Consider the following 24,289-nt stretch of genomic DNA (forward strand, 5'->3'; position numbering starts at 1 on the left):
GGCATTCTTGAGTGCCTTAGCCAAGCCTGGGAGCCGATGGTGAGAGCATGACGAAGAAGACGATCGCTTTCGTGCTCTACCCCGGTATCACCCCGCTCGATCTGGTGGGGCCGTTGCAGGTGATGTCGACGCTGCCCGAGATCGACCCGTCGTTCGAGGTGGTCGTGGTCGGCGCGGAGCTGACCCCCGTAGGCACCGACACCCCGGTGAAGCTGGCACCCAGCCACCTGTTCGACGAGGTCACCGATCCCTACGTGGTGATCGTGCCCGGCGGGACCACGCCCACCATCGCCGCCCTCGCCGACGAGTCGCTGCTGACCTGGATCCGGGAGGCGGCGCGGACGGCCGAGGTCGTCGCCTCCGTGTGCACCGGCTCCCTGCTGCTGGGCGCCGCCGGTCTGCTCGACGGCCGCAAGGCCACCACCCATTGGGGCATGCGCGACCTGCTGCCCAAGTTCGGCGCCACCCCGGTCACCGAACGCTGGGTGGAGGACGGGCCGACGCTCACCGCCGCCGGGGTGTCCGCCGGGATCGACATGGCCCTTCACCTGGTGGAACGCCTTGCAGGAGAGCAGACCGCCCGCGACATTCAGCTTTTCATCGAGTACGACCCGGAGCCACCTCTGGGCGGCATCGACTGGTCCCGGGTAGACCTGGAGTCCTTCAAACCCCTCATGCAGGCCCTAGTGGAATCGGCCCTGGCCGACCACCCGGAGATCCTGGCCCGCCTGACGGCTTGAGCCCCCAAGGCCGTACCCGCACACGACCTTGGGAGCGCCGCCGCGACTCAGTGGGCGTGCGCGAAGCGGGGCAGGTGGGAGGTGTTCGCGTTGAGGATCTCGTCGAGGAGCGGGACGGCGGTGTCCCACCCGTGCACGAGCGGGTTGGCCATCAGGGCGGCCAAGGCGTCGCCGCGCTCGCCGCTGAGCGCCGCCCGGATGGCGAGTTCCTCGTACGCCTTGGCCTGCTGAACGACACCGCGCAGACCGGGGGCGAGGGGTGCCGTCGGGAGGGCCAGCGCGCCGGCCTTGGTGATCCGCGCGGGCACCTCCACCACCGCGTGGGCGGGCAGGTCGGGGAGCGCGCCGTTGTTGCGGACGTTGACGACCTGGATGTCGCCGCGGCCGTCGTACAGGGACGCGACGAGCTGTGCGGCGGCTTCGCTGTAGAAGGCGCCGCCCCGGTTGGCGAGGAGTGTCGGTTTCTGGGTCATGCCGGGGTCGCGGTACATCTCCAGCAGGCGGCGCTCGATGTCGCTGACCTCCTGGGCCCGGTTGTTCGCACCGCCGCGCTGTTCGGCGAGGACGGTGGAGAACATGTAGTAGTACCGCAGGTACCCGGACGGGATGGCGCCGACGGCCCGGATCAGCTCCGCCGGGATGTCGATCTCGGCGGAGATGGTCTCGGCCCGGTTGGCGAGCAGCTCGGGCAGCCGGTCGACGCCGTCCACCCGGACCGCCCGTTCCCAGGTCAGGTGGTTCAGCCCGACGTGTTCGAGCTCCACGCGCTCCGGGTCGACCCCGAAGTACTCGGCGAACTGCCGCTGGTAGGCGATGGCGACGTTGCACAGCCCGATCGCCCGGTGGCCGGCGTCGAGCAGCGCCTGGGTGACGATGCCGACCGGGTTGGTGAAGTCGACGAGCCAGTGGCCGGGCGCGGCGAGGCGGTCGGCGCGTTCGGCGATGTCGAGGACGACGGGCACGGTCCGCAGGGCTTTGGCCAGGCCACCGGCTCCGGTGGTCTCCTGCCCGATGGTGCCCCATTTGGGGGGGATCGTCTCGTCGAGGTGCCGGGCCGCCTGTCCGCCGACCCGCAGCTGCACCAGGACGAAGTCGGCACCGTCGAGGGCGGCGTCCAGGTTGCCGGTGAGGGTGAGCCGCCCCCGCCATTCGAGCCGGTCGAGCATGCGCCGGGCCAGCCCGCCGATGATCTCAAGCCGTACGGGGTCGGTGTCGTGCAGGACGAGCTCGCCGACCGGCAGGCGGTCCCCGCGGGTGGCGAACCCTTCGATCAGTTCCGGGGTGTACGTGCTGCCGCCGCCGATGACAACGATCTTGACGGTCAACGTTCCTCCAGTCTTGCCGTGGCCTGGCCGGGACAGGGGTCCCGGCCACGCGTTGTTCGTCGGGGTCAGTCGCCGATCGGGATCGCCGACCAGTCGAAGCAGATCGCGCCGACCGGGGCCGACCCGTCGCGGAGGCGTTGATACGTGCCCTCCGCGTCCAGGGGCGACGCACGCCCGGCGATCATGTCGGCGGTGTTGAAGGCGCCGGAGGCCAGGCGCCGGAAGTACAACCCGGTCACCGCGTCGCGGTTGAGCGGACCGGCGGCCGGGTCGTCGGAGACGAGGGCGGCGTGTGCCCCGAGGATCGTCAGCGAGTTGCTCACCACGCCTGCCCCGAGCGTCTGCCGGGACGGGGTGGGGGTGTCGCCGAGCAGCACGATCCGGCCGAGGGGCCGCGCCAGCCGTACCGCCTGGGAGAGCACCGCGTTGCTGCCGGTGACCTCGAAGACGACGTCGATGAGGCGGCCCCCGGTGAGCTCGCCGACGGCCTCCAGAGCGTCGGCTGCGGTCATGGCCAACGTGTCCGTGGCGCCGTGGGCCGACGCCATGTCGAGCCGCCGGGCGTCGACGTCGATCGCCACGACGCGGGACGCCCCGTGGGCGACGGCGTACTGGACGACGAGCTGCCCGACCGGGCCGAGCCCCAGGACCGCGACGGTCTCCCCCATGGTGATCGCGGCTCGGGCGGCTCCGGCGGCGGCGGTGACCACCAGCGGCACCCACACCGCCTCCTCGTCGGAGACCTCGTCGGGGATGCGGCGTACCTCACCCGCCGGAAGCGTGACGAGTTCCTGGTGCGGCGCGTAGCTCTGGATCCGATCGCCGGGCCGCAACCCCGTGACGCCCCGGCCGACCTGTTCCACGACTCCGGCCATGCTGTATCCGGGACGGAACGGGTACTGCACCCATTCCTCCCAGTTGGAGCCCGGGTCGAACTCGCCGCGCAGGCAGGCCAGCTCCGTCCCGGGGCTGATCAGCGAGAGCGTCGAGCGGCAGAGGACCTCCCCCTCGCCGGGCGGCGCGACGTCCTCCCGCGCCACGTGCACGGTGTGCGGGGCGGGGAACTCGACATACCAGGACTTCATTGACCCCTCCCGAAGTGGACGGTCTCGCCGCTCGCCGAACTCGCGTAGGCGGCTTCGATGATCTCCATTGAGGTGATGCCGTCCGCCGAGTCCGGGGCCGGTTCGTCCTGACCGGCGACGGTTTCCAGGAATGCGCGCATCTGCTCGTCGTACCGGTGCTGAAGCGCCGGTTCGGTGAGCTCGGCCGGGAACGCCGCCACCCGCTCGGGCTCGGCCTCGGGCCGTACCAGCATGCCGGGGAAGGTCTGCGCGTAGGCGTCGGTGCCGCTGACGCGGATGCTGCCCGTCGGCCCGGGCGCATGCGGGTGCCACCAGCCGGCCTCCACCCCGGAGGTCACCCCGTTGTCCCAGACGATCATGAGGATCGCCGTGTCGTCCACGGGCAGATCGCGGTAGTGGGTGCCGCAGCGCGCCGTGACGCTGACCGGCTGCGGGTCGCCGAGCAGGAAGCGGCTGAGGTCGATGGCGTGCACGGCGAGATCCATCATCGCCCCGCCGCCGGCCAGCGCGGGGTCGGCGAACCAGCCCTCCGGCCCGAACCCGGCGTGGATCGCATGCGCCGTGGTGTGCACCGGCCGGCCGAGTGTCCCGTCCCGCACGAGGTCGCGTATCCAGCGGACCTGCGGGTCGAAGCGGAGGCAGTGGGCGAGCATGACCTTGGCGTCCGGGCGCTCCGCGGCGGCGATCGCCCGGGATTCGGCCACCGTCATGGCCATCGGCTTCTCCAGCAGCACCGGCAGACCCGCCTCCAGGGCCCGCACCGTCTGCTCGGCGTGCAGCGCGTTCGGGGTGGCGACGATCAGGGCGTCCACCTCGCCGTCCGCGATGAGGTGGTCGAGGTCGAGGTATCGGCGGCGGAAGCCGTACCGCTCCCCCAGCGCGTCCAGGGATTGCGCGCGGTGGTTGACGGCGGCGACCAGCTCGCCACCGGCGGTGGCGACCGCCCGGGCGTGGTAGTCGGCGATGTATCCGGTTCCGGCGATGGCGAGGCGCGGGCGGGTCACGCGAGCTCGTCCATCCGGACGAAGCGGGCACCGGCCGCGCGCAGGCCGTCGATGACCTGTGGCAACGCCCGCCGGGTCGCGTTGGTCCAGGGGTGGAAGAGCACGACCGCGCCGTCGCCGTGCGCCGTCGCCTCTTCGACGACGGTACGGGCGACCGCCGGGCCGGTGGATTTCACCTGCCAGTCGAGGGAGTCCACGTGCCAGCTCCACTCCCGGTAGCCGAGCCTGTCCAGACCGGCCAGGACGTCCGGGTCGTCGGTGCCGTCGCCGAAGGGGCAGCGGAACCAGGGCCGGGGGTCGTGCCCGACGATGCGGCGGATGGCCTGCTCCGCGGCGCGTACGTCACGGGCCAGGCCTTCGGGGGAGAGCCAGGTCATCCGGGCGTGGTGGTGGGAGTGGTTGCCGATGAGGTGGCCGTCGGCGGCCAAACGCTTGGCGAGCACCGGGTGTGCCTGCGCCCAGCGGCCCTGGACGAAGTGGGTCGCCGTCACGTCGCGCTCGGCGAGCGTGTCGAGGACGGCCTCGGTCCCGTCCGGGTGGTTGGGGCGATCCGCGTGCTCCACGTCGAAGGTCAGCGCGACCCGCCAGGGTGACGGTCGGGCCGTTGTGGGCTCGGGAGACTCGGGGGGCTCGGGGGACTCCGCCACGTCTGCGGTACCTCCGTTTTCGAAGAAGTCGTCCTTGACAGGGGTGATGGCCGGGACGAATATTGCTAACAACATTATCATCAAGCAACCGCTTGGCAAGAGGGTTGCGTCCTCTGGCCCCCGGAAGGAACCACGCCCGACATGGCCCGTTATCGACTTGAGGCCGGTCCCACCCCCCTGCACCACCAGGTCTACCTCGACCTCAGCACCGCGCTCGACGAGGGGGAATGGCAGGCCGGCGACCGACTGCCACCCGAGCGGGAACTGGCGCGCCGGTACGGGTGCAGCCTCATCCCCGTACGGCGGGCGCTGGACGAGCTGGCCCGGGAGGGCCGCCTCGAACGCACCCGGGGACGCGGCACATTCGTCCTGCACCCCCGCCTCGAGGTCGACCTCGGCCGGAGCGAGAGCTTCGCCGACCTCATGCACATGCACGGCATGGACCCGGCCACCGCTCTGGTGGAGTCCCGGACGGAACCGGCGGGCGAGGTGGTGGGCGCCGCGCTCGGCCTCACCCTGGAGGCGCCGACCATCTACCTGGAACGACTCCGCATCGCCAACGGAGAGCCGTTGATCCTGGAACAGGTCTACCTGCCGGGTGAGCGGTTCGCCGGCCTGCTCGAACTCGACCTGGAACGCAATTCCCTGTACGCGCTGCTCGCCGAACGATACGGGACCCAGATCGTCCGCTCCCGCGAGGTCATCGAACCCGTGACGCTCCGATCCCACGAAGCGCGCCTGCTCAACCAGCCCTCCTCCCGTCCGGCGCTCCTGGTGGAGGGGGTCGCGTTCGACTCCGACGACCAGCCGGTCGAGTTGACCCGGAGCTACGTCCGGGGCGACCGAGCCCGGCTGTCCTTTGAAAGAAACATCCTTCGCCCCTGACCCCCCGGTGACACCCACCCCTGAAGGAGTCCCATGAACAGGATCCGATCGCGGCTCCTCCCCGCCCTGGCCGCGACCGTACTCGCCCTCACCGCCTGCTCATCCGACCCGGGCACGGGCACGGGTGCGGGCAAGAGCGCCGACTCGAACACCGCCCCGGTGGAGATCCGCTGGTTCTGCTGCCTCGGCACCGGCGAGCAAGCCGAACAGGTGAAAGCGCAGCAGAAGGTCGTCAACGACTTCAACGCGAGCCAGCGCAAAATCAAGGTGAGTCTGGAGGTCGTCAGCTACAACAACGCCCGAGACACCCTGTCCACCCAGATCGCCTCCGGGAACGGCCCCGACATCGCCGGCCCGGTCGGCATCGGCGGGGCCGCCGCCTTCCACGGCCAGTGGCTCGACCTCGGACCCCTCATCAAGGAGAGCGGTTTCGACCTCAGTCCGTTCGCCGCCGGGTCGGTGGACCTGTACAAGATCGGTGAGGTGCAGGAGGGCATCCCGTTCGCGATCTACCCCTCGATGATGTTCTACAAGGCCGACATGTTCGAGGAGGCGGGACTCAACGAGCCGCCGCACAAGTACGGCGAGAAATACAAGTGGCCGGACGGCCGCGAGTCGGAGTGGAACTACGAAACCCTCAAGGAGCTGGCGCTCAAACTCACCGTCGACAAGAACGGCAAGGACGCCACCGAAGCCGGTTTCGACCCAAAGAACATCGTGCAGTACGGCTTCGAGCCGTCCCGCGACGACCTGCGCTACCAGGGTGCCGCGTTCGGCGCGGGAACGCTGGACTCGGGTGACGGCAAGACCGTGAAGATCCCGGACTCGTACGCCGATGCCTGGCGCTACTTCTACGACGGCATGTGGAAGGACAAGTTCATCATGACCGGGCCGGTCTTCGAGACCGACCAGTTCAACGGCGAAGGCGCCGCCTTCTTCTCCGGGCATGTCGCGATGAGTGCGAACTTCCTCTGGACGACGTACGGCGTCGCGGGGGCGGGCAAGGACTGGAACCTCGCCGCGATGCCCTCGCACAAGGGGAAGACCACCTCACCCACGAGCGCGGACACCTTCCGGATCCTGGCCAAGAGCAAGCACCCCAAAGAGGCGTTCGAGTTCCTGAGCTACCTGGTGGGCAAGGCCTCGAAAGAGCTGCTCACCGCGTACGGGGCGATGCCCGCCCGCACCGCCGACCAGGACGCCTTCTTCACCACACTGGCCACCCAGTTCACCAACACCGTCGACTGGCAGGTGACGAAGGACAGCGTACAGTTCGCTGACAATCCGCACTCCGAGTCGCATACCACCAAGTACAACCAGACGATCACCATTCTGGGGACATACCGGAGCCGATGGATGACCCAGCCTGGGCTGAACATGGACGACGAGCTCGCCAAGCTGCAGAAAGAGATCCAGACCGTCTGGAACGGCTAGCCCCGACTCCCCCTGAAGGTCGTCTCCTCCCGAAAGGCTTCCCGATGACCGCCATCCGCACCCGCAGGCGGATCCCGATGACACTGATGGCCCGTCGGGAAGCCCGGCACGGATACCTGTTCATTCTCCCCTGGATCATCGGCTTCCTCGCCTTCACCGCGATCCCGATGGCCGCCACCTTCGTCTTCACGTTTCTCAACATCTCGCTGAACCAGCAGGAGCCGATCGCCTTCGTCGGCCTCGACAACTACCGGCGGCTCCTCGGCGACGAGCAGGCGTGGTCCTCCCTCGGAGTGACCTTCCGCTTCGCACTGCTCTGGCTGCCGGTCGTGATCGTCGTCCCGTTCCTGCTCGCGCTGGCCGTCAACAGCAAGAGCATCCGCGGCAGCTCCCTGATGCGGGTCCTGCTGTTCATGCCGTACGTCGTGCCGTTCGTGGCCAGCGCGCTGATCTGGCAGAACATGCTCGTCGACAACGGCTGGGTGAACCGCGCGCTCGGCTGGATCGGCATCTCCCCGCCGAGCTGGCTGAACGACCCCACCTGGGTCATCCCCGGCCTGGTGATGATGGGGTTCTGGGGATTGGGCGCCGGAATCATCATCAACCTGGCCGGGTTGCGCGGGATCCCCACCGAGCTGTACGACGCGGCCCGCCTGGACGGGGCGGGCTGGTGGCGGCAGCTCCGCCACGTGACCATCCCGATGATGTCGCCGGTGCTCTTCTACACGATGATCCTCGCCGTGGTGGAGGTCATGCAGTACTTCCTCGTCCCCCTGGTGCTCTTCAACGGCACCGGTGACCCGGCCGGCGCGACCCGGTTCTTCAATCTCTACCTGTACCAGACCTTCTTCACCTACCAGGAGATGTCCTATGGCTCGACGCTCGCCTGGCTGCTCTTCGTCATCACCCTCGTCGTGACCCTCCTGCTGTTCCGGGTGTCGCGGCACTGGGTCCACTACGCGGGCGAAAGGTGATCCGGTGACCTCACAGAGCCTGCGGGCCCGCCGCGTCATGGAACGGGCGGACGTGGCCCGGAAGATCCGGGTCGCCTTGATGACGATCGCGATGTTCGCCGTCGTGGCGGCGATCCTGTCGCCGCTGGCGCAGATGGCCCTGTCGTCGGTGAAGAGCAAGGAGCAGATCTCTCAGGCGTACTCCCCGGTCCTGCCGTCCGACCCCAGGACCTATGCCCACGACGGCGAGACCTACGACGTCTACCGGGTCCCGATCGACGGCGAGGAGCGCGAACTGGCCCTGGTGAAGAAGGGCCGTACCGAGAGCGAGTTCATCGACCCCGACAACCCCGGACGTGGACCGATCACCTGGCAGGGCTCCTGGCGGAACCTCGAACCGAGCTGGACGCTCGCCCCCAAGTGGTCCAACTACGCGGAGGTGTGGGGGCTGATCGACTACCCGAGGCTGCTGTTCAACACCGTCGCCCTGGCGGTGATCAGCACGATCGGCACCGTGATCTCGTGCACCCTGGTCGCGTACGGCTTCGCACGGTTCCGGTTCCCCGGCCGGGGGCCGCTGTTCACCCTGCTCATCGCCACCGTCTTCCTGCCCACCGCGGTCACGCTCATCCCGACGTACACCGTGTACGCGCAGATCGGCTGGGTGGGCACCTGGCTTCCGCTGCTCGTCCCGACGTTCTTCGGCAACGCCTACAACGTCTTCCTGCTCCGCCAGTACTTCATGACCATCCCGCGGGCGATGGACGAAGCGGCCTCGATCGACGGGGCGGGACCGCTGCGCACCCTGGTCTCGGTGATCGTGCCGCAGGCCTGGCCGGCGATCACCGCGGTCACCCTGTTCAACTTCGTCTACACCTGGAACGACTACTTCACCCCGCTGATCTACCTGTCCGGCCAGCCGGACCTGCAGCCGCTCCAGGTGGGGCTGGCCGCCTTCAACGGCCTGTTCTACACCAACCCCGCCTACATCCAGGCCGGCACGATGATGACGATCGCGGTTCCCGTGGTCCTGTTCGTCTTCTTCCAGCGCACCTTCGTCCGCGGCATCATGGCCACCGGAGTCGAGAAGTGACCACACCCGCCCTTCACCCCACCGCACCGGCCGTGCTCGCGGTCGACGGCGGTAACTCCAAGGCCGACGTCTGCCTCATCGCCGCGGACGGCCGGCTCCTCTCCTCCGTCCGCGGCCCGACCGTCTCCCATCAGGCCGTCGGAATGGAGGAGGGGATGCGCAGGTTGGACGAGCTCCTCCGGCAGGTGGCCCGGGAGGCCGGGCAGGACGCCGAGCGCGGCCCGGTGGCGCCGATCGGCGTGTACGCACTGGCCGGGGCCGACTACCCCGACGACGTCCGCCGGCTCGAAGCGGCCATCGGCGGGCTCGGCGCGACCGAGCGGACGGTGGTCGTCAACGACTGCCTGGCCGCCCTGCGCGCCGGCGCCCCGCGGGGCTGGGGCATCGCCCTCATCTGCGGCGAGGGGGTCAACGCCGTCGGCGTCGCCCCGGACGGGCGGAGCTCCGGATTCCCCGCGCTGGGGGAGATCTCCGGTGATTGGGGCGGCGGCTACGGCATCGGCATGACCGGTCATATCGCGGCCGTCCGCGCCGAGGACGGCCGGGGCGCCCCGACGACCCTGGAGACTTTGGTCCCCCGGCACTTCGGCTGCCCGTCGCCCGCCGCCCTCGTCGCGGAGCTCTACGCGGACCGGATCTCGGCCGACCGGCTCGGCGAGCTCGCGCCGATCGTGTTCGAGGCGGCGTACGGCGGCGACGACGTGGCACATGCGATCGTCGCCAGGCTCGCAGACGAGCTCACCGCGATGGCCGGCGCCCTCGCCCGCAGGCTCGACCTGGTGGATCTCGAGGTGGACGTCGTGCTCAGCGGCGGCGTCTTCCGCACCGGCTACACCCCGCTGTTCGATCTGCTCCAGGCCGGAGTCCATCGGACCGTCCCCGCCGCCCGGATCGCCCGGCTGACCGTCCCGCCCGTCCTCGGCGCCGGCCTGCTTGGCCTGGACCGCCTCGGGATCACGGCCTCGATCACCGGGACGACGGAGATCCCCTCGGCTGCCTCGTTCGCCGGTACGGGGACGTGACCTGCCAGAACGTTGCCTGACCACCGCCACGTGCGGTCTAGACCCCCGGCGGCGCAACCCCATGCCCGCGCCGTCGGGAACCCGTGATCGGCGCGGGCCGGGACTTGACGGCCCGCGCCGGTCCGGCCACGTCTCCGACCCCGCCGATCCGACCCCGGTTCCGGCCGAGAATCCCCAGGCCGGACGCCCTACCGGTCGTAGTCGACGGTGAGGGTGTCGGAGAGAGGGATGGACTGGCAGGTGAGGACGTACCCGGCGTCGATCTCGGCGCGGTCGAGGGCGAAGTTGCGGCGCATGTGCACCTCGCCGTCTGTGACCAGGGCCCGGCAGGTCCCGCAGACGCCGCCCTTGCAGGCGAAGGGCAGGTCGGGCCGGACCCGCTGGGCGCCCTCCAGCACGGTGCGGTCCCTGGGAAGGGCGCACGTGGTGGTACGGCCGTCGAGCACCACGACGGCCTGGACGACCGACCCGGCGGGTGCCTCGTCGGCGTGCCGGATCGGCTCGGGCGGCACGTCGTCGGCGTAGAAGAGCTCCTGGTGGATCCGCTCCTCCGGCACGCCGAGTCCTTCCAGCACGTCCCGGGCGTCCCGCACCATCCCGTACGGCCCGCAGAGCCACCAGTGGTCGACGGCGCCCGCGGGAAGGAGGGCGTCGACGAGCAGGGTCAGCCGCTCGGCGTCGAGACGGCCGGAGAGCACCTCGGCCTCCCGGGATTCCCGGGAGAGGACGTGGGCCAGCTGCAGCCGTCCCGGGTGGCGGTCCTTCAGGTCGGCGAGTTCGTCGGCGAACATGACGGTGTCCGTACGGCGGTTGCCGTAGAGCAGGGTCACCGTGGACTCGGTGTCCGCGGCGAGGACCGAGGCGGCGATGGAGAGCATCGGGGTGATGCCGGAGCCCGCGGCGAGCAGCACGTGGTGCCCGGGTGTGTCCAGCGTGGGGGTGAACCGCCCGGTGGGCGGCAGCACCTGGAGCACGTCGCCCGGCCGTACCTCGTGGACCAGCCAGTCGGAGAAGAGGCCGCCGGGGACCGCGCGCACGCCGATCCGGGGTGGGGCGCCGGCCGGGGCGCAGATCGAGTAGGACCGCCGCTCGTCCCGCCCGTCCACCTCGCGGCGGAGGGTGAGCGACTGACCGGGGGCGAAGGCGTACGCTTCGGCGAGTCCGGCGGGGACGTCGAAGGTGACGGCCACCGCGTCGTCGCAGAGCCGTTCGACGGCGGCCACCCGAAGCGGGTGGAAGACCGGACGTGAACGCACGCCCATCAGATCTCCTTCAGGTGTTCGAAGGGTTCCAGGCAGCTCCGGCAGCGCCGGAGGGCCTTGCACGAGGTGGCACCGAACCGGGACGTCTCCGTCGTGTCGGCGGAGCCGCAGCGGGGGCACGGCACCGCGGCTCTCCGGGTGAGGGTGAGCGCCACCGGGACGGGCCCGGGGGCCCGGCCGGGTGGGGCGATACCGTGTTCGGCGAGTTTGCGCCGACCGGCCGGGGTGATCCAGTCGGTGGTCCACGGCGGGTTGAGCACGGTCCGCAGGCGGACGTCGGCGAACCCCGCCGCCTGGAGCCTGGCCGTCACCGCGGCCCGCATCTCCGCCATCGCGGGGCAGCCGGAGTAGGTCGGGGTGAGGCTCACCGTGACCGCGCCGTCGGGGTCCACCGCCACGTCGCGGAGCACGCCGAGGTCGGCGAGGGTCAGCATGGGGAGTTCGGGGTCGACGACCTCCGCCGCGACCTCGCGGGCGCGGAGCAGCCCCGGGGCGGTCACCATGTCGCCTCCGGGTGGGCCCGGGCCACGCTCTGCAGCTCGGCCAGGAGCGGCGCGAGGTGCTCGGTGTGCTCGCCGTCCCGCCCCGACCCGGGCACCGGGGTCGCCTCGGGCACGGTCAGGCCGGTCTCGGCGGCGACGGAGGCGAGCACCGCGGCCACGTCCTGCGCGGTGGCCCCCGGCTCGACGCCGAACCCGGCCTCCGCGGCGGACAGCTCGGCCAGCCAGGGGGCGATCTCGGCGAAGGCCCGTACCATCCTGGCCCTGGACTCCTCGGTCCCGTCGCCGAGCCGCAGCGCCCACTGGGCGGCGTACTCGCGGTGGTAGGCGAGCTCCTTCACGGCCTTGGCGGCGACGGCGGCCAGAACGGGGTCGGCGGCCGAGGTGAGCCGGGCGAACAGCGCCAGCCGCCAGCTGGACAGGACCAGCAGCCGGGTGATCGAGAACGCGAAGTCGCCGTTCGGCAGCTCGGCGAGGCGGACGTTGCGGAAGTCCGCCGGGTCGCGGAAGTAGGCGAGGGCGTCCTCGTCCCGGCCGGCCCCCTCCGCCTGTCCCGCGCGGGACAGCAACAGCCTGGCCTGGCCGAGCAGGTCGAGGCCGATGTTGGCGAGGGCGACCTCCTCCTCCAGCTCGGGGGCGCGGGTGCACCATTCGGCCAGCCGCTGCGAGCTGATCAGCGCGTCGTCGCCGAGGGCCAGGCAGTAGGCCGCGAGGGCGTCCCGGTCGACGCCGTCCGGGACGGTGGTGTCCACGCCGTGCAGCGGGTCCTCGAAACCCGTGCCGAACGCCCACCGGGCGTCGCCGCCGGCGTCGCCCTCGGTGAGGGAGAGATATACGTGATCGTCGTTCATGGAGGCCTCAGATGTGCGGCACGTCGTCGGGGATCTGGTAAAAGGTCGGGTGCCGGTAGACCTTGTCACCGCTGGGCGCGAAGTACGGATCCTTCTCGTCCGGGGTGGAGGCGGCGATGGCGTCCGACCGCACCGCCCAGATGCTCACGCCTTCGTTGCGCCGGGTGTAGAGGTCCCGGGCGTGCATGAGCGCCATCTGCTCGTCGGGCGCCCGGAGCGACCCCACGTGCACGTGGTTGAGTCCCCGCCTACCGCGGATGAAGATCTCAAACAGCGGCCAGTCCTTGCTCACGCCGCCCGTCCTTCCCGGCCCTTTGCCGCTCGTTTGGCCGCGTAGGCGGTGGCCGCCTCGCGCACCCAGGCTCCGTCCTCGTGCGCGGTCCGCCGCCGCTCCATCCGCTCGGCGTTGCACGGGCCGTCGCCGCGGATGACCCGCTTGAGCTCGTCCCAGTCGGGGGTGCCGAAGTCGTGGTGGCCGCGCTCGGCGTTCCAGCGCAGCTCGGGGTCGGGCAGGGTCACGCCGAGCTTCTCGGCCTGCGGGACCGTCATGTCGACGAACCGCTGCCGCAGTTCGTCGTTGGTGTGCCGCTTGATCTTCCAGGCCATGGACCTGGCCGAGTTGGGCGAGTCACCGTCCGGCGGGCCGAACATCATCAGCGACGGCCACCACCAGCGGTCCACCGCGTCCTGCACCATGGCCCGCTGCCCCTCGGTGCCGCGCATCATGGTCATCAGCAGCTCGTAGCCCTGGCGCTGGTGGAAGGACTCCTCCTTGCAGACCCTGACCATGGCCCGCGCGTACGGCCCGTAGGAGCTGCGGCAGAGCGGCACCTGGTTGCAGATCGCCGCCCCGTCCACCAGCCAGCCGATCACGCCCACGTCGGCGAAGCTCAGCGTGGGGTAGTTGAAGATGGAGGAGTACTTCTGCCGCCCGCTGATCAGCCGTTCGGTGAGGTCGTCGCGGTCGGCGCCGAGCGTCTCGGCCGCCGAGTACAGGTAGAGCCCGTGGCCGGCCTCGTCCTGCACCTTGGCGAACAGGATCGCCTTGCGGCGGAGCGAAGGGGCGCGGGTGATCCACTCCCCCTCCGGCTGCATGCCGATGATCTCCGAGTGGGCGTGCTGGGCGACCTGCCGGATCAAGGTGTCCCGGTAGCCGTCGGGCATCCAGTCGCGGGGCTCGATCCGCTGATCGCGGCGGATCGTCTCCTCGAAGTGTCCCTGGAGGCCGTCGGCGGCGTGCTCAGTCATCACTCCCCCATTTTCTTACCGACCATTCGTTCAGTAATTCAGTTTTGCGCACTTTGTCCCCTCTGACAAGGGGGTGGGTCACGACCATGCGTAGAAACCCTGTCCGGATTTGCGGCCCAGCTCGCCCCGGGCCACCTTCTCGCGCAGCAGCCGGGGCGGCTCGAAGCGGTCGCCCAGAGTGCTGTGCAGGTACTCGGCGATCGCCAGGCGGACGTCCAAGCCCACCAGGTCGGTCAGCTTGAGCGGGCCCATCGGGTGGCGATACCCGAGCCGCATCGCGTCGTCGATCGCCTCCGGCTCGGCGACCCCCTCCTCGACCATCCGGATCGCCTCCAGGCCGAGCAGCACCCCCAACCGGCTGCTGGCGAACCCCGGCGAATCCCGGACGACCACGTCCTTCTTGCCCAGCAGGCGGGTCCAATCCCGCGCCAGGCCCAGGGTCTCCTCGGCAGTCTCCGGGGCCACGACCAGCTCGACCAGCTCGGACGCCGGCACCGGGTTGAAGAAATGCATCCCGAGGAATCGACCCGGACGCTCCAGTACGGCGGCGAGCGCGGTGACCGAGAGCGAGCTGGTGTTGGTGGCCAGGACGGTGTCCGCGCCCACCGCGGCCTCGGCCGCGGTGAGCATCCGGGTCTTCAGCGCGGCGTCCTCGGGCACCGCCTCCACGACCAGGTCGGCCGACTGAGGCAGTGACTCCACCCCGCAGGCCGTACGGACCCGCTCCAGGACCGGCTCGACCCCCTCGGCGAGGGCACCGCGCTCCGCCGCGCGCCGCAGGCCGAGCGCGACCCGGTCCCGTGCCGCCGCGGCGGCCTTCTCGTCGCTCTCGATCACCGTCACCTCGGCACCGGCGACCGCGAACACCTGGGCGATACCCGCGCCCATCCGCCCGCCGCCGATCACACCGACGCTTTTCGGCACACCCGTCATCGGGGCGCTCACACCCTTTCCACGATCATCGCGACACCCTGGCCGACGCCGACGCAGAGGGTGGCCAGGCCGTGCCGGGCGCCCTCCCGCTCCAACCTGCCCAGCAGGGTGAGCAGGATGCGGGCGCCGGAGCAGCCGAGGGGATGCCCCAGCGCGATGGCGCCTCCGTCGGCGTTGACCAGGGCGTCGTCCAGCTTGAGACGCCGGATGACCGCGAGGGCCTGTACGGCGAACGCCTCGTTCAGCTCCACGGCGCCCAGATCGTCCACGCTCAGGCCCGCCCGGGCCAGCGCCTTCTCGGCGGCGGGGACCGGCCCGAGACCCATGATGTGCGGCTCCACCCCGGCCGAGGCCGAGGTGACGATCCTGGCCCGGGGCGTGAGCCCGTACCGGCGTACGGCGTCCTCGCTCGCCAGCACCAGGGCGGCGGCACCGTCGGAGAGCGGGGAGGAGGAGCCCGCGGTGACCACGCCGCCGGACCGGAAGATGGTCCGCAGCCGCCCGAGTCTCTCCAGGCTCGTGTCGGCCCGGGGGCCTTCGTCGCGGGTTACCTCGCCGTCGCGCACCGGGACCGGCACGATCTCGGCGGTGAACCGTCCGGCCTCCTGAGCCGCGAGGGCCCGCCGATGGCTGCGGAGGGCGAAGGCGTCTGACTCGTCCCGGGTGATGCCGTCGAGCGCGGCCACCTCCTCGGCGGTCTCCCCCATGGACAGGGTGGCCTTCCCGCCGTCGACGTCGGCGAAGCGCGGGTTGGTGAACCGCCAGCCGAGCGAAGTGTCGGCGATCTCGCCGGGTTTGGCCCACGGCGTCCCCGGCTTGGCCATCACCCAGGGCGCGCGGGTCATGGACTCCACCCCGCCCGCCACGGCGAGCTCCGCCTCACCGGAGCGGATCGCCTGGGCGGCGGAGGCCACCGCGGTGAGCCCGGAGGCGCACAGCCGGTTCACCGTGTAGCCGGGCACGGTGTGCGGCAGGCCCGCGAGCAGCACCGCCATCCGCGCCACGTCCCGGTTGTCCTCGCCCGCCTGGTTGGCCGCACCGAGCACGACCTCGTCGATCGCCTCCGCGGGCACGCCCGCGCGCCGTACCGACTCCCCCACCACCAGGGCGGCCAGATCGTCGGGGCGTACGGCGGCCAGCGCGCCGCCGTACCGGCCCACCGGCGTCCGCGCCCCGTCGACCAGGAACACCTCAGACATCGACGCCCCCCGCGACGACAACCGGGCGGCGGGACTGCAGGGTGGTGAACCGGCCGGTCACGAAGGCCGGGTCCGACAGGGTGGCCCCGGCGGCCGGGTTGGCCACGCTGCCGTGGAAGTCGCTGAAGGCCGCGGACTGGTTGACGAAGATCCCGCCGGTGAGGTTCTCCGACAGGTGGACGCCGGCGTCCAGTGCGGCCTCCTCGGCCGCCGCCAGCACGTCCTCGCTGGTCGAGTGGACCGCGGCGGTCAGCGCGCCGTGCCGCCGGACCGTCTCGCGGAAGATGTTCAGGCTCTCCTCGGTGGAAGCCGTGTCGATCACGAAGGTGACGGGGCCGAACCACTCGGAGGTGTACACCTCGGTGTCGTCGGCGCCGAGCCGGGCCAGCAGCGGGGTGCGGACGGTCGCGCCCGGGTGGTCCGGGTGGTCGACCGCGGCGGACGGACGCACCGTACGGCCCGCGGCCCCGGCCTCGTCCAGACGCCGCAGCACCCCGTCGTTGACGATGGCGCCGAGCACCCCGGCGGCGCGCTGCGGGTCGCCGAGCAGCTTGTCCAGAGCGGTGCCGAGGTCGGCGGCGAACTCGTCGGGGGTCTTGACCCCCTGGTCCGTGGCGAAGCCGTCCCGGGGAACCAGCAGGTTCTGCGGGGTCGTGCACATCTGGCCGCTGTACAGGGCCAGGGAGAAGGCGAGGTTGCCGAGGAGCCCCCGGTAGTCGTCGGTCGAGTCCAGGACGACCGTGTTGAGCCCGGCTTTCTCCGTGTACACAACGGCCTGACGTGCGTGCTCCTCCAGCCAGTCCCCGAAGGCGGTCGACCCGGTGAAGTCCACGATGCGCACGTCCGGGTGGGTGGCCAGGGTCGCGGCGGTCCGCTCGTCTTGGCCCTCGGCGGCCAGCAGCACCAGGTTGGGGTCGAACCCGGCCTCGGCGAGCACCTCGCGGGCGATCCGCACGGTGACCGCGAGCGGCAGGACCGCGCGGGGGTGCGGCTTGACGATCACGGGGTTGCCGGTGACCAGGCTGGCGAAGAGACCCGGGTAGCCGTTCCAGGTCGGGAAGGTGTTGCAGGCGATCAGCAGGGACACCCCGCGCCCGACCGCGGTGAACCGCTTGTCCAGCTCCAGCGGGCCGCCCTTGCGCTGCGGCTTGCTCCACCGCACCGAGCCGGCGTGGTACTTCTGCTCGGCCCAGGCGTAGGCGACGGCCTCGAGGCCGCGGTCCTGGGCGTGGGTGCCGCCCGCCTGGAAGGCCATCACGAAAGCCTGGCCGGTGGTGTGCTGAACGGCCTGCGCGATCTCGAAGCCGGCGGCGTTGATCCGGGAGAGGATCTCTGCGGCGACGCCCGCCCGCGTGTCGGGCCCCGCGTTCCGCCAGGCGGGAGTGGCCGCCTTGGCCGCGGCCACCGCCTCGTCGGGGGTGACCCGCGGGTAGGTGACGCCCAGCTCGAAGCCGTACGGGGAGGATTCCGTCGCCGGCACCCAGCCGTCACCGGGATGTCCCTCCAGCGTGAAGGGGTTGCCGAGCTGAGCCTTGAACGCCTGCTCGCCCCGCTCCGGCGCGTCCTCGCCGTACACCGACTTGCTCGGCGACTCCGGATAGGGCGACCAGTGATCGCGACTGCGGGTCGCTTCGACTGCTCTGTCCAGCAGCTCCTGATGGCGAGTGAAGAAGTCGGTCCGTTGCGACATGTGGCTGCACCTCTTGACAGAAGGTTCTGAGTCCTGGATTACTGGATTCCCCAACAAACCTAACCGAATGGTCGGTCAGTTAACAAGGATGGCGAAGGTTTCATGACGACTACCCAGGGCCCGGCCCAGCGGATGTTCGCCATGGACGTGGCGTCCCAGGCTCTGGGGATCGAGCTGCTCGAAGCCGGCGAGGGCACGGCGCTGCTCCAGATGACGGTGACCTCGACGATGGTGAACGGCCACGGCATCGCCCACGGGGGATACATCTTCCTGCTGGCGGATACCGCGTTCGCCTGCGCGTGCAACAGCCACGGACCGGTGACCGTCGCGGCGGGCGCCGACATCGCCTTCATCACGCCTGTCCGCAAGGGGGACGTCCTGCTGGCCGAAGCGCGGGAGCTTACCCGCTTCGGCCGGAGCGGCCTCTACGACGTGACGGTCAGGCGCGGCGACGAACCGGTGGCGCACTTCCGCGGGCGTAGCCGTACCCTCAACAGCGTGGAGAGGAAATCCCCATGAACCCCCTTGACCCGGGCGAGCGGATGACCCGCGAGGAGCTCCGCGACCATCAGCTGCGCAAACTCCGGGACACGCTCCGGCACGCCTACGACAACGTCGAGCTCTACCGGCGCAAATTCGACGAGGCCGGGGTAGGGCCCGAGGACTGCCGGACGCTCGGCGACCTGGCCCGGTTCCCCTTCACCACCAAAGCGGACCTGCGGGACACCTACCCGTTCGGGATGTTCGCCGTCCCGATGGAGCGGGTCCGGCGGCTGCACGCCTCCAGCGGGACCACCGGCAAACCGATCGTCGTCGGCTACACCGAGGGCGACCTGGCGATGTGGTCCGACGTCATGGCCAGGTCCATCCGGGCCGCCGGAGGCCGTCCGGGGCATAAGATCCACGTCTCCTACGGCTACGGGCTGTTCACCGGCGGACTCGGCGCCCACTACGGGGCCGAACGCCTCGGCTGCACGGTGATCCCCGCCTCGGGGGGCATGACGGCCCGCCAGGTCCAGCTCATCCAGGACTTCAAGCCCGAGATCATCATGGTCACCCCCTCCTACATGCTCGCCCTCATCGACGAGTTCGAGCGGCAAGGCGTCGACCCGGCGACCTCCTCCTTGAAGATCGGCATCTTCGGGGCGGAGCCGTGGACCGAGGAGATGCGCCGCGAGATCGAGGAACGGGCCGGCCTGCACGCCGTCGACATCTACGGCCTCTCCGAAGTGATCGGGCCGGGCGTCGCCCAGGAATGCGTGGAGACCAAGGACGGCCTCCACATCTGGGAGGACCACTTCTACCCCGAGGTCGTCGACCCGTTCACCGATGAGACACTGGCCGACGGGGACAAGGGCGAACTGGTGTTCACCTCGCTCACCAAGGAAGCCCTCCCGATCATCCGGTACCGCACCCGGGACCTGACCCGCCTGCTCCCCGGCACCGCCCGGCCCGGATTCCGGCGGATGGAGAAGGTCACCGGACGCTCCGACGACATGATCATCCTCCGTGGGGTGAACGTCTTCCCCAGCCAGATCGAGGAGATCGTGCTGCGCACCCCCGGCGTGTCACCGCACTTCCAGCTGGAACTGGCCCGCCGAGGCCGGATGGACCACATGGTCGTACGGGCCGAAGCCCGGCCGGACAGCGACCCCGTGCAGCGGTCCGCCGCCGCGGCGTCCATCGCCAAGGAGGTCAAAGACGGCATCGGGGTGAGCGTGGAGGTCACCATCGTCGACGTCGACACCCTCGAACGGTCCGTGGGCAAACTCCGCCGTGTCCACGACCTCCGCGGGCAGTGATCGGCATGTTTGCCACAATGCCCGCATGAGTTCCATGTCCTCTTCAGGTACCGGCGCCCGTCGCGGCCGGCCGGGCTACGACCGCGACTCCCTGCTGGAGGTGGCGGTCGGCGTCTTCAACGAACGCGGCTACGACGGCACCGGCATGGAGGAGCTGGCCCGGCGGCTCGGCATCAGCAAATCCGCCATCTACCACCACGTGTCCGGCAAGGACGAACTGCTGGAACTCGCCGTCAACCGGGCCCTGGACGCGCTGTTCGCCGTACTCGACGAAGAGCGTGAACGGCAGGCCGACGCCACCGCCCGACTGGAGCAGACGGTACGGCGCAGCGTCGAAGTCCTGGCGGGCGAACTCCCCTACGTCACCCTGCTGCTCCGGGTCCGCGGCAACAGCGCCGTGGAACAGCGGGCCCTGGCCCGGCGGCGCCAATTCGACCACCGCGTCGCCAAACTGGTGGCCGAAGCCGCGGCCGAAGGAGGCGTCCGCGCCGACATCGACCCCGGGCTGATCAGCAGGCTCCTCTTCGGCACCGTCAACTCCCTCGTCGAGTGGTACCAGCCGACCGGCGCCCTGCCCGTCCCCACTGTCGCCGACGCCCTCGCCACCCTGCTCTTCGACGGGCTCCGCAGCCGTTCTCGATGAGGAGAACGCTCCGTACGGCCCCTCGGCAACCCAAGGCCGCTCCCCGATAAGCCGAATATCAAGCCTTATGTGCCGCTGGGACCGACGTCCGGGCCTACACTGCGGATCATGAAGCCCAACGGCACCGACCGCCGAGGCCGCGCGGGGCTTGTCATGATCGGCGTCGTCTGGCTGGCGGGCTCACTCGTTCTCCTGATGCTGACCTTGGAGTTCGGCTTCGCCTTGGCGGGTGCCGAGGCGAAAAACCTCCAGCTCGCCAGAGCGCTCGGGACCGGCGCCCTGATACTGGGTCTCGGCGGGCCGGTGATCGGCCTGCTCGCCGCCCTACTGTGGCGCAACAAGCGCGGCGTCGTCGTCTACGGCCTACTCATGGCCGCCGTCGCGGTACTGGCCCTCATGACCATGCTGTAGAGCCGCACCGGCTGGGTCCACGTTGAGGACCCGCCCGTATGCATACCGCCACCGGGCAAGGCCGGTAGTCGCCAACGGCTGATCCGGCTAAGCCCTTACGATCGCGACGGCGGACCTCGCGTGATGCAGGACGCCGCGGCTGACCGAGCCGAGGATCGCGGAGGCGAATCCGCCGCGGCCGTGGGAGCCGACGACGAGCAGATCGGCGGTCCCGGAGGCTTCGGTGAGCGCCTCGACCGGATGGGCGCAGGGCGCCTGCACCGTCACGGTCACCTCCGGGTATTTCACCTCCCAGAGCGCCAGCTTGGCTGTGGCGATGTTGTGCTCCGCAATGCGGAGATCCTCCATGTCGTAGTCATAGGGGACCTGGGGGGCCATCCCCGGGGCGAACACCTGGACAGGCAAGTGCCAGGCATGGATCGCCCGGAGCCCGGCGCCGCGCAGCCTGGCCTGCTCGAACGCGTAGGCGAGGGCCGGTTCGCAGGCGTCGGAGTCGTCGACACCCACCACGATCTCGCCGTACACGTGTTCCGGCGTCTCCCGGACCACCACCACCGGCGCGGGCACGTGCCCGACCACGTGCAGGCTCACCGAACCGAGGACGGCCCCGGCGAAACCGCCCAGCCCCCGGCTGCCGACGACGAGCTCGGCCGCCTCCTCCGCCTGGTCGCGGAGGACGTCGGCCGCTCCGCCTTCCACCAGGGACCGCGTCACCTCGATCCCCGGCTGCCTGGTCTTGGCGGTCGTCTCCGCGTCGGCGAGGACCTCGTCCGCGGTCCTGGTCACCTTGTCCGCCCAGCGGGGCCCGGGGAACTTGGGGGCGTCGTGCGGGCTGCGGTACACGGCGGTGACGATCCGCAGCGGCAGCCCGGCGCGAGCCGCGTCGTCGGCGGCCCATTCGATCGCCGCGGTGGCGGCCTCCGACCCGTCCGCCCCGACGATGACCGGCTTCGACATGCTTCCTCCAGCGATTGTCCTTCCTGTCGCCTATCCAATCCGCGGCGTGATATCCGCCGACAGGGCCGGAGGTCCCGGAAAGCTTGTGGCGGAGCAGGGACTTTCGTCTCTACCCGGCGGGGGTCTTCGGGGACGGAGCACGGCACACGAATTCCGGGACGATCGTCATGCGGGCGCGGCGACGCCGTGATCACCGAATGACTCATCAGGCGCCTCAACGGTGTCGTTGCACCTGCTTTATACGGACGCTATACATAGCTGCTCCTTAATATCCCTATGGCATCGTTGATCCTCAGGGAGTCGACCTCGATGTACAACAACTCGCCCCGGCTGCGGCGTCGTCGCCTTGTTTCCGGGTTTGCGGCAATTACGACACTCGCCGCCTATTCCCTTCTGTCCATGACCTCTCCTGCTTCTGCGGACATCAACGGCGACGGCAAGGCAGACCTGCTCGCCATCCGCAAATCCGACGGCAACCTGGCACGCTTCAACGGAACCGGCACCGGCGGATTCACCTACGCAGGCAACATCGGCAGCGGCTGGGAAAACTACGACCAGCTCGCCGCCAGCCCCGACCTGAACGGCGACGGCAAGGCAGACCTGCTCGCCATCCGCAAATCCGACGGCAATCTCGCACGCTTCAACGGAACCGGCACCGGCGGATTCACCTACGCAGGCAACATCGGCAGCGGCTGGGAAAACTACAACAACCTCACCGCGACCGGCGACCTCAACGGCGACGGCAAGGCAGACCTGCTCGCCATCCGCAAATCCGACGGCAATCTCGCACGCTTCAACGGAACCGGCACCGGCGGATTCACCTACGCAGGCAACATCGGCAGCGGCTGGGAAAACTACAACAACCTCACCGCGACCGGCGACCTCAACGGCGACGGCAAAGCAGACCTAGTCGCCATCCGCAAATCCGACGGCAATCTCGCACGCTTCAACGGAACCGGCACCGGCGGATTCACCTACGCAGGCAACATCGGCAGCGGCTGGGAAAACTACGACCAGCTCGCCGCCGGCTCAGACCTCAACGGCGACGGTAAACGCGATCTGCTCGCCATCCGCAAATCCGACGGCAACCTCGCACGCTTCAACGGAACCGGCACCGGCGGATTCACCTACGCAGGCAACATCGGCAGCGGCTGGGAAAACTACGACAACCTGGTGCTCACCCCGTCGGCGTCGGGGGGATCAACGCCTCCCGGAAACCCGCCCGGCACTCCGCCTACCGACCCTCGGCACAACATGGTCCTCACGTTGACCTCGGTGGCGAACGGACGATTCGTCACAGCCGAGCTCCCCTATCCCGGAGCCGACAAGGGGATGCTCCGTACCCGCTCCGATGTGGTGGGTGAGTGGCAGATCTTCCGGCTGATCAGCGCCGGGGACGGGACGTACGGCATCCGATCCGAGGCCAACGGGCTCTACGTCTCCGCCGAAATGGACTACGCCGGAGCGGACCACGGCATGCTCCGGGCCCGCCACACGGCCATCGAGTCGTGGGAGCGGTTCTCCGTGGAAGTCCACTCCGACGGGAGCTGGTCGCTGCGGTCCGCGGCCAACGGGCGCTACGTCTCCACCGAACTCGACTACACCGGCGACGACAAGGGCATGCTCCGGGCTCGGGCCACCGGGATCGGCACGTGGGAGAAATTCCGGGTGAACCAGCGGCACCGGGACGACTCCCTCGACAAGCCAATCTATTTGGTGCACGGTTACGACCCCGACGGCCTCGAACCCACCCATGACTGCCGGTCCTACTGGAACACCACCATCAACGACTACCGCTACGGCGACGCCCCCAATGCGACCGGCCCCATTCACACCATCGGCTACTACGGGGCCAACACCTCCTGCGACATCATGATCGAGAGAGGTGGCCGGGGCACCGGCCTTCAGCACCTCGGGAACAAGCTCGCCTGGGAGATCTACAACCGCTACTCCAGCCGTGGCATCTCCGTCGACGTCGTCGCCCACTCCATGGGCGGGCTCATCCTGCGGGCGGCGCTCACCGGCGCCCAGCAGAAACTCGGGAACTGGCCCCCGTACCTCTACATCGAGGACGCGATCACCCTGAGCACCCCGCACGGCGGCAGTGACTGGGCCCTGGCCTGCACCACGGCGCAGTGCCGGGACATGACCCCGGGTTCCGCGTTCCTGGTGTGGCTGGACGACAACCCGCAGGGGGATCAGCGCACGGACTGGACGCTGATGAGCGCGGACGACGACGACAGCGTCAAAGCGATCAGCGGAGTGAACATGCCTGCGCCGCACAAGATCCGATACCCGAAGCCCCAGCCCCCCGGCACTCCGGGGATCGAGCACAACGCGTTCATGACTCTGCTCAACGGACACAGCTACAGGTACAAAGTTTGCGAATACACCCCTGCTTGTGCTGATCTGAGTCAGTGGACGCCCCCGGTCTCGGTGATCACGAGCACTATGGGATCACCGGTCTATCTGTCGCGCAAGGCGGCGTTCCACCACTCAACCGACTGACAGGAACGCACGCCCGGTTCACGGCTGACCCATGAGGGCCTGCGCCCCATGGGTCAGCTCTCCGCCGCGGCCCCATCCCCCATGCGGCGTAGGCGTC

The 24,289-nt window shown here is 70.0% G+C and carries 24 protein-coding genes; 11 read left to right on the plus strand and 13 right to left on the minus strand.

Annotated elements, in window-relative coordinates; all coding sequences use genetic code 11:
• The first annotated feature begins 47 nt into the window (after positions 1 to 47).
• On the plus strand, positions 48 to 740 hold the full coding sequence (locus tag RUR_RS31650; RefSeq protein WP_283138892.1) for a DJ-1/PfpI family protein: 693 nt from the start codon (positions 48 to 50) through the stop codon (positions 738 to 740).
• 47 nt (positions 741 to 787) lie between these two features.
• Here RUR_RS31650 and RUR_RS31655 read toward each other — a convergent pair whose 3' ends face one another.
• The 4 genes from RUR_RS31655 to RUR_RS31670 all read right to left on the minus strand — a co-directional run bounded on the left by RUR_RS31655 (position 788) and on the right by RUR_RS31670 (position 4,801).
• Positions 788 to 2,065, minus strand: a complete 1,278-nt coding sequence (locus tag RUR_RS31655; RefSeq protein WP_283138893.1) for a 6-phospho-beta-glucosidase — start codon at positions 2,063 to 2,065, stop codon at positions 788 to 790.
• A 65-nt stretch (positions 2,066 to 2,130) separates the two neighbouring features.
• Complete coding sequence (locus RUR_RS31660) at positions 2,131 to 3,150, minus strand: zinc-dependent alcohol dehydrogenase (protein WP_283138894.1); 1,020 nt, start codon at positions 3,148 to 3,150, stop codon at positions 2,131 to 2,133.
• Positions 3,147 to 4,154 carry a Gfo/Idh/MocA family protein gene (locus RUR_RS31665; protein ID WP_283138895.1) on the minus strand — a complete coding sequence of 336 codons (1,008 nt, stop codon included), beginning with the start codon at positions 4,152 to 4,154 and terminating at the stop codon, positions 3,147 to 3,149. The genes RUR_RS31660 and RUR_RS31665 overlap by 4 nt, the downstream gene beginning before the upstream one ends.
• Complete coding sequence (locus RUR_RS31670) at positions 4,151 to 4,801, minus strand: polysaccharide deacetylase family protein (RefSeq protein WP_283138896.1); 651 nt, start codon at positions 4,799 to 4,801, stop codon at positions 4,151 to 4,153. The genes RUR_RS31665 and RUR_RS31670 overlap by 4 nt, the downstream gene beginning before the upstream one ends.
• A 141-nt stretch (positions 4,802 to 4,942) precedes the next feature.
• Between RUR_RS31670 and RUR_RS31675 the strand changes: the two genes are divergently transcribed.
• From RUR_RS31675 to RUR_RS31695, 5 genes are read left to right on the plus strand one after another with little or no spacing between them, the layout of a single operon-like run.
• A complete protein-coding gene (locus RUR_RS31675) occupies positions 4,943 to 5,686 on the plus strand; it encodes a GntR family transcriptional regulator (RefSeq protein WP_283138897.1) in 744 nt (247 codons plus the stop codon).
• A 33-nt stretch (positions 5,687 to 5,719) separates the two neighbouring features.
• On the plus strand, positions 5,720 to 7,120 hold the full coding sequence (locus RUR_RS31680) for an ABC transporter substrate-binding protein (protein ID WP_283138898.1): 1,401 nt from the start codon (positions 5,720 to 5,722) through the stop codon (positions 7,118 to 7,120).
• Between the two features lie 44 nt (positions 7,121 to 7,164).
• Complete coding sequence (locus RUR_RS31685) at positions 7,165 to 8,094, plus strand: carbohydrate ABC transporter permease (RefSeq protein WP_283138899.1); 930 nt, start codon at positions 7,165 to 7,167, stop codon at positions 8,092 to 8,094.
• 4 nt (positions 8,095 to 8,098) lie between these two features.
• Positions 8,099 to 9,166: a carbohydrate ABC transporter permease gene (locus RUR_RS31690; protein ID WP_283138900.1), complete on the plus strand. Its 1,068-nt coding sequence runs from the start codon at positions 8,099 to 8,101 to the stop codon at positions 9,164 to 9,166.
• Positions 9,163 to 10,188, plus strand: coding sequence for an N-acetylglucosamine kinase (locus RUR_RS31695; protein WP_283138901.1), 1,026 nt, complete (start codon positions 9,163 to 9,165; stop codon positions 10,186 to 10,188). Before RUR_RS31690 ends, RUR_RS31695 begins: the two co-directional genes overlap by 4 nt.
• Before the next feature lie 188 nt (positions 10,189 to 10,376).
• Here RUR_RS31695 and paaE read toward each other — a convergent pair whose 3' ends face one another.
• The 8 genes from paaE to paaN all read right to left on the minus strand — a co-directional run bounded on the left by paaE (position 10,377) and on the right by paaN (position 17,871).
• Positions 10,377 to 11,450, minus strand: a complete 1,074-nt coding sequence (paaE, locus tag RUR_RS31700; RefSeq protein ID WP_283138902.1) for a 1,2-phenylacetyl-CoA epoxidase subunit PaaE — start codon at positions 11,448 to 11,450, stop codon at positions 10,377 to 10,379.
• Complete coding sequence (gene paaD / locus RUR_RS31705; RefSeq protein ID WP_283138903.1) at positions 11,450 to 11,953, minus strand: 1,2-phenylacetyl-CoA epoxidase subunit PaaD; 504 nt, start codon at positions 11,951 to 11,953, stop codon at positions 11,450 to 11,452. Before paaD ends, paaE begins: the two co-directional genes overlap by 1 nt.
• Entirely contained in the window at positions 11,947 to 12,801 is an 855-nt protein-coding gene (gene paaC / locus RUR_RS31710) for a 1,2-phenylacetyl-CoA epoxidase subunit PaaC (protein ID WP_283138904.1), read from the minus strand. Before paaC ends, paaD begins: the two co-directional genes overlap by 7 nt.
• A gap of 7 nt (positions 12,802 to 12,808) precedes the next feature.
• A complete protein-coding gene (gene paaB, locus RUR_RS31715; RefSeq protein WP_283138905.1) occupies positions 12,809 to 13,093 on the minus strand; it encodes a 1,2-phenylacetyl-CoA epoxidase subunit PaaB in 285 nt (94 codons plus the stop codon).
• A complete protein-coding gene (paaA, locus tag RUR_RS31720) occupies positions 13,090 to 14,049 on the minus strand; it encodes a 1,2-phenylacetyl-CoA epoxidase subunit PaaA (protein ID WP_283138906.1) in 960 nt (319 codons plus the stop codon). Before paaA ends, paaB begins: the two co-directional genes overlap by 4 nt.
• A 78-nt stretch (positions 14,050 to 14,127) precedes the next feature.
• Positions 14,128 to 14,982 (minus strand): 3-hydroxyacyl-CoA dehydrogenase family protein, encoded by an 855-nt coding sequence (locus tag RUR_RS31725; protein ID WP_283139857.1) that lies wholly within the window; start codon positions 14,980 to 14,982, stop codon positions 14,128 to 14,130.
• An 8-nt stretch (positions 14,983 to 14,990) separates the two neighbouring features.
• A complete protein-coding gene (locus RUR_RS31730) occupies positions 14,991 to 16,181 on the minus strand; it encodes a thiolase family protein (protein WP_283138907.1) in 1,191 nt (396 codons plus the stop codon).
• The gene (gene paaN / locus RUR_RS31735) at positions 16,174 to 17,871 is read right to left on the minus strand and encodes a phenylacetic acid degradation protein PaaN (protein WP_283138908.1); all 1,698 of its coding nucleotides are present in this window, start codon (positions 17,869 to 17,871) and stop codon (positions 16,174 to 16,176) included. The genes RUR_RS31730 and paaN overlap by 8 nt, the downstream gene beginning before the upstream one ends.
• Positions 17,872 to 17,973: 102 nt before the next feature.
• On the opposite strand from paaN, the gene paaI reads away from it, so the two are divergent.
• The 4 genes from paaI to RUR_RS31755 all read left to right on the plus strand — a co-directional run bounded on the left by paaI (position 17,974) and on the right by RUR_RS31755 (position 20,727).
• On the plus strand, positions 17,974 to 18,390 hold the full coding sequence (gene paaI / locus RUR_RS31740; protein WP_283138909.1) for a hydroxyphenylacetyl-CoA thioesterase PaaI: 417 nt from the start codon (positions 17,974 to 17,976) through the stop codon (positions 18,388 to 18,390).
• Complete coding sequence (paaK, locus tag RUR_RS31745) at positions 18,387 to 19,673, plus strand: phenylacetate--CoA ligase PaaK (RefSeq protein ID WP_283138910.1); 1,287 nt, start codon at positions 18,387 to 18,389, stop codon at positions 19,671 to 19,673. The genes paaI and paaK overlap by 4 nt, the downstream gene beginning before the upstream one ends.
• 25 nt (positions 19,674 to 19,698) lie before the next feature.
• On the plus strand, positions 19,699 to 20,316 hold the full coding sequence (locus tag RUR_RS31750) for a TetR/AcrR family transcriptional regulator (protein WP_283138911.1): 618 nt from the start codon (positions 19,699 to 19,701) through the stop codon (positions 20,314 to 20,316).
• A 108-nt stretch (positions 20,317 to 20,424) separates the two neighbouring features.
• Positions 20,425 to 20,727 (plus strand): hypothetical protein, encoded by a 303-nt coding sequence (locus RUR_RS31755; protein ID WP_283138912.1) that lies wholly within the window; start codon positions 20,425 to 20,427, stop codon positions 20,725 to 20,727.
• Between the two features lie 87 nt (positions 20,728 to 20,814).
• Here RUR_RS31755 and RUR_RS31760 read toward each other — a convergent pair whose 3' ends face one another.
• On the minus strand, positions 20,815 to 21,684 hold the full coding sequence (locus tag RUR_RS31760; RefSeq protein ID WP_283138913.1) for a universal stress protein: 870 nt from the start codon (positions 21,682 to 21,684) through the stop codon (positions 20,815 to 20,817).
• A gap of 399 nt (positions 21,685 to 22,083) precedes the next feature.
• On the opposite strand from RUR_RS31760, the gene RUR_RS31765 reads away from it, so the two are divergent.
• Positions 22,084 to 24,192 (plus strand): FG-GAP-like repeat-containing protein, encoded by a 2,109-nt coding sequence (locus tag RUR_RS31765; protein ID WP_283138914.1) that lies wholly within the window; start codon positions 22,084 to 22,086, stop codon positions 24,190 to 24,192.
• Positions 24,193 to 24,289: the final 97 nt, after the last annotated feature.

This window comes from Rhizohabitans arisaemae (assembly GCF_025996515.1).
GTDB classification, from domain to species: Bacteria; Actinomycetota; Actinomycetes; order Streptosporangiales; family Streptosporangiaceae; genus Rhizohabitans; species Rhizohabitans arisaemae.

Coding starts and splice junctions, on each gene's coding strand:
- RUR_RS31650 (WP_283138892.1), top strand. CDS start 48: ATGACGAAGAAGACGATCGCTTTCGTGCTCTACCCCGGTATCACCCCG.
- RUR_RS31660 (WP_283138894.1), bottom strand. CDS start 3,150: ATGAAGTCCTGGTATGTCGAGTTCCCCGCCCCGCACACCGTGCACGTG.
- RUR_RS31675 (WP_283138897.1), top strand. CDS start 4,943: ATGGCCCGTTATCGACTTGAGGCCGGTCCCACCCCCCTGCACCACCAG.
- RUR_RS31680 (WP_283138898.1), top strand. CDS start 5,720: ATGAACAGGATCCGATCGCGGCTCCTCCCCGCCCTGGCCGCGACCGTA.
- RUR_RS31685 (WP_283138899.1), top strand. CDS start 7,165: ATGACCGCCATCCGCACCCGCAGGCGGATCCCGATGACACTGATGGCC.
- paaE (WP_283138902.1), bottom strand. CDS start 11,450: ATGGGCGTGCGTTCACGTCCGGTCTTCCACCCGCTTCGGGTGGCCGCC.
- paaD (WP_283138903.1), bottom strand. CDS start 11,953: ATGGTGACCGCCCCGGGGCTGCTCCGCGCCCGCGAGGTCGCGGCGGAG.
- paaC (WP_283138904.1), bottom strand. CDS start 12,801: ATGAACGACGATCACGTATATCTCTCCCTCACCGAGGGCGACGCCGGC.
- paaA (WP_283138906.1), bottom strand. CDS start 14,049: ATGACTGAGCACGCCGCCGACGGCCTCCAGGGACACTTCGAGGAGACG.
- RUR_RS31725 (WP_283139857.1), bottom strand. CDS start 14,982: ATGACGGGTGTGCCGAAAAGCGTCGGTGTGATCGGCGGCGGGCGGATG.
- RUR_RS31730 (WP_283138907.1), bottom strand. CDS start 16,181: ATGTCTGAGGTGTTCCTGGTCGACGGGGCGCGGACGCCGGTGGGCCGG.
- paaN (WP_283138908.1), bottom strand. CDS start 17,871: ATGTCGCAACGGACCGACTTCTTCACTCGCCATCAGGAGCTGCTGGAC.
- paaI (WP_283138909.1), top strand. CDS start 17,974: ATGACGACTACCCAGGGCCCGGCCCAGCGGATGTTCGCCATGGACGTG.
- paaK (WP_283138910.1), top strand. CDS start 18,387: ATGAACCCCCTTGACCCGGGCGAGCGGATGACCCGCGAGGAGCTCCGC.
- RUR_RS31750 (WP_283138911.1), top strand. CDS start 19,699: ATGAGTTCCATGTCCTCTTCAGGTACCGGCGCCCGTCGCGGCCGGCCG.
- RUR_RS31755 (WP_283138912.1), top strand. CDS start 20,425: ATGAAGCCCAACGGCACCGACCGCCGAGGCCGCGCGGGGCTTGTCATG.
- RUR_RS31760 (WP_283138913.1), bottom strand. CDS start 21,684: ATGTCGAAGCCGGTCATCGTCGGGGCGGACGGGTCGGAGGCCGCCACC.
- RUR_RS31765 (WP_283138914.1), top strand. CDS start 22,084: ATGACCTCTCCTGCTTCTGCGGACATCAACGGCGACGGCAAGGCAGAC.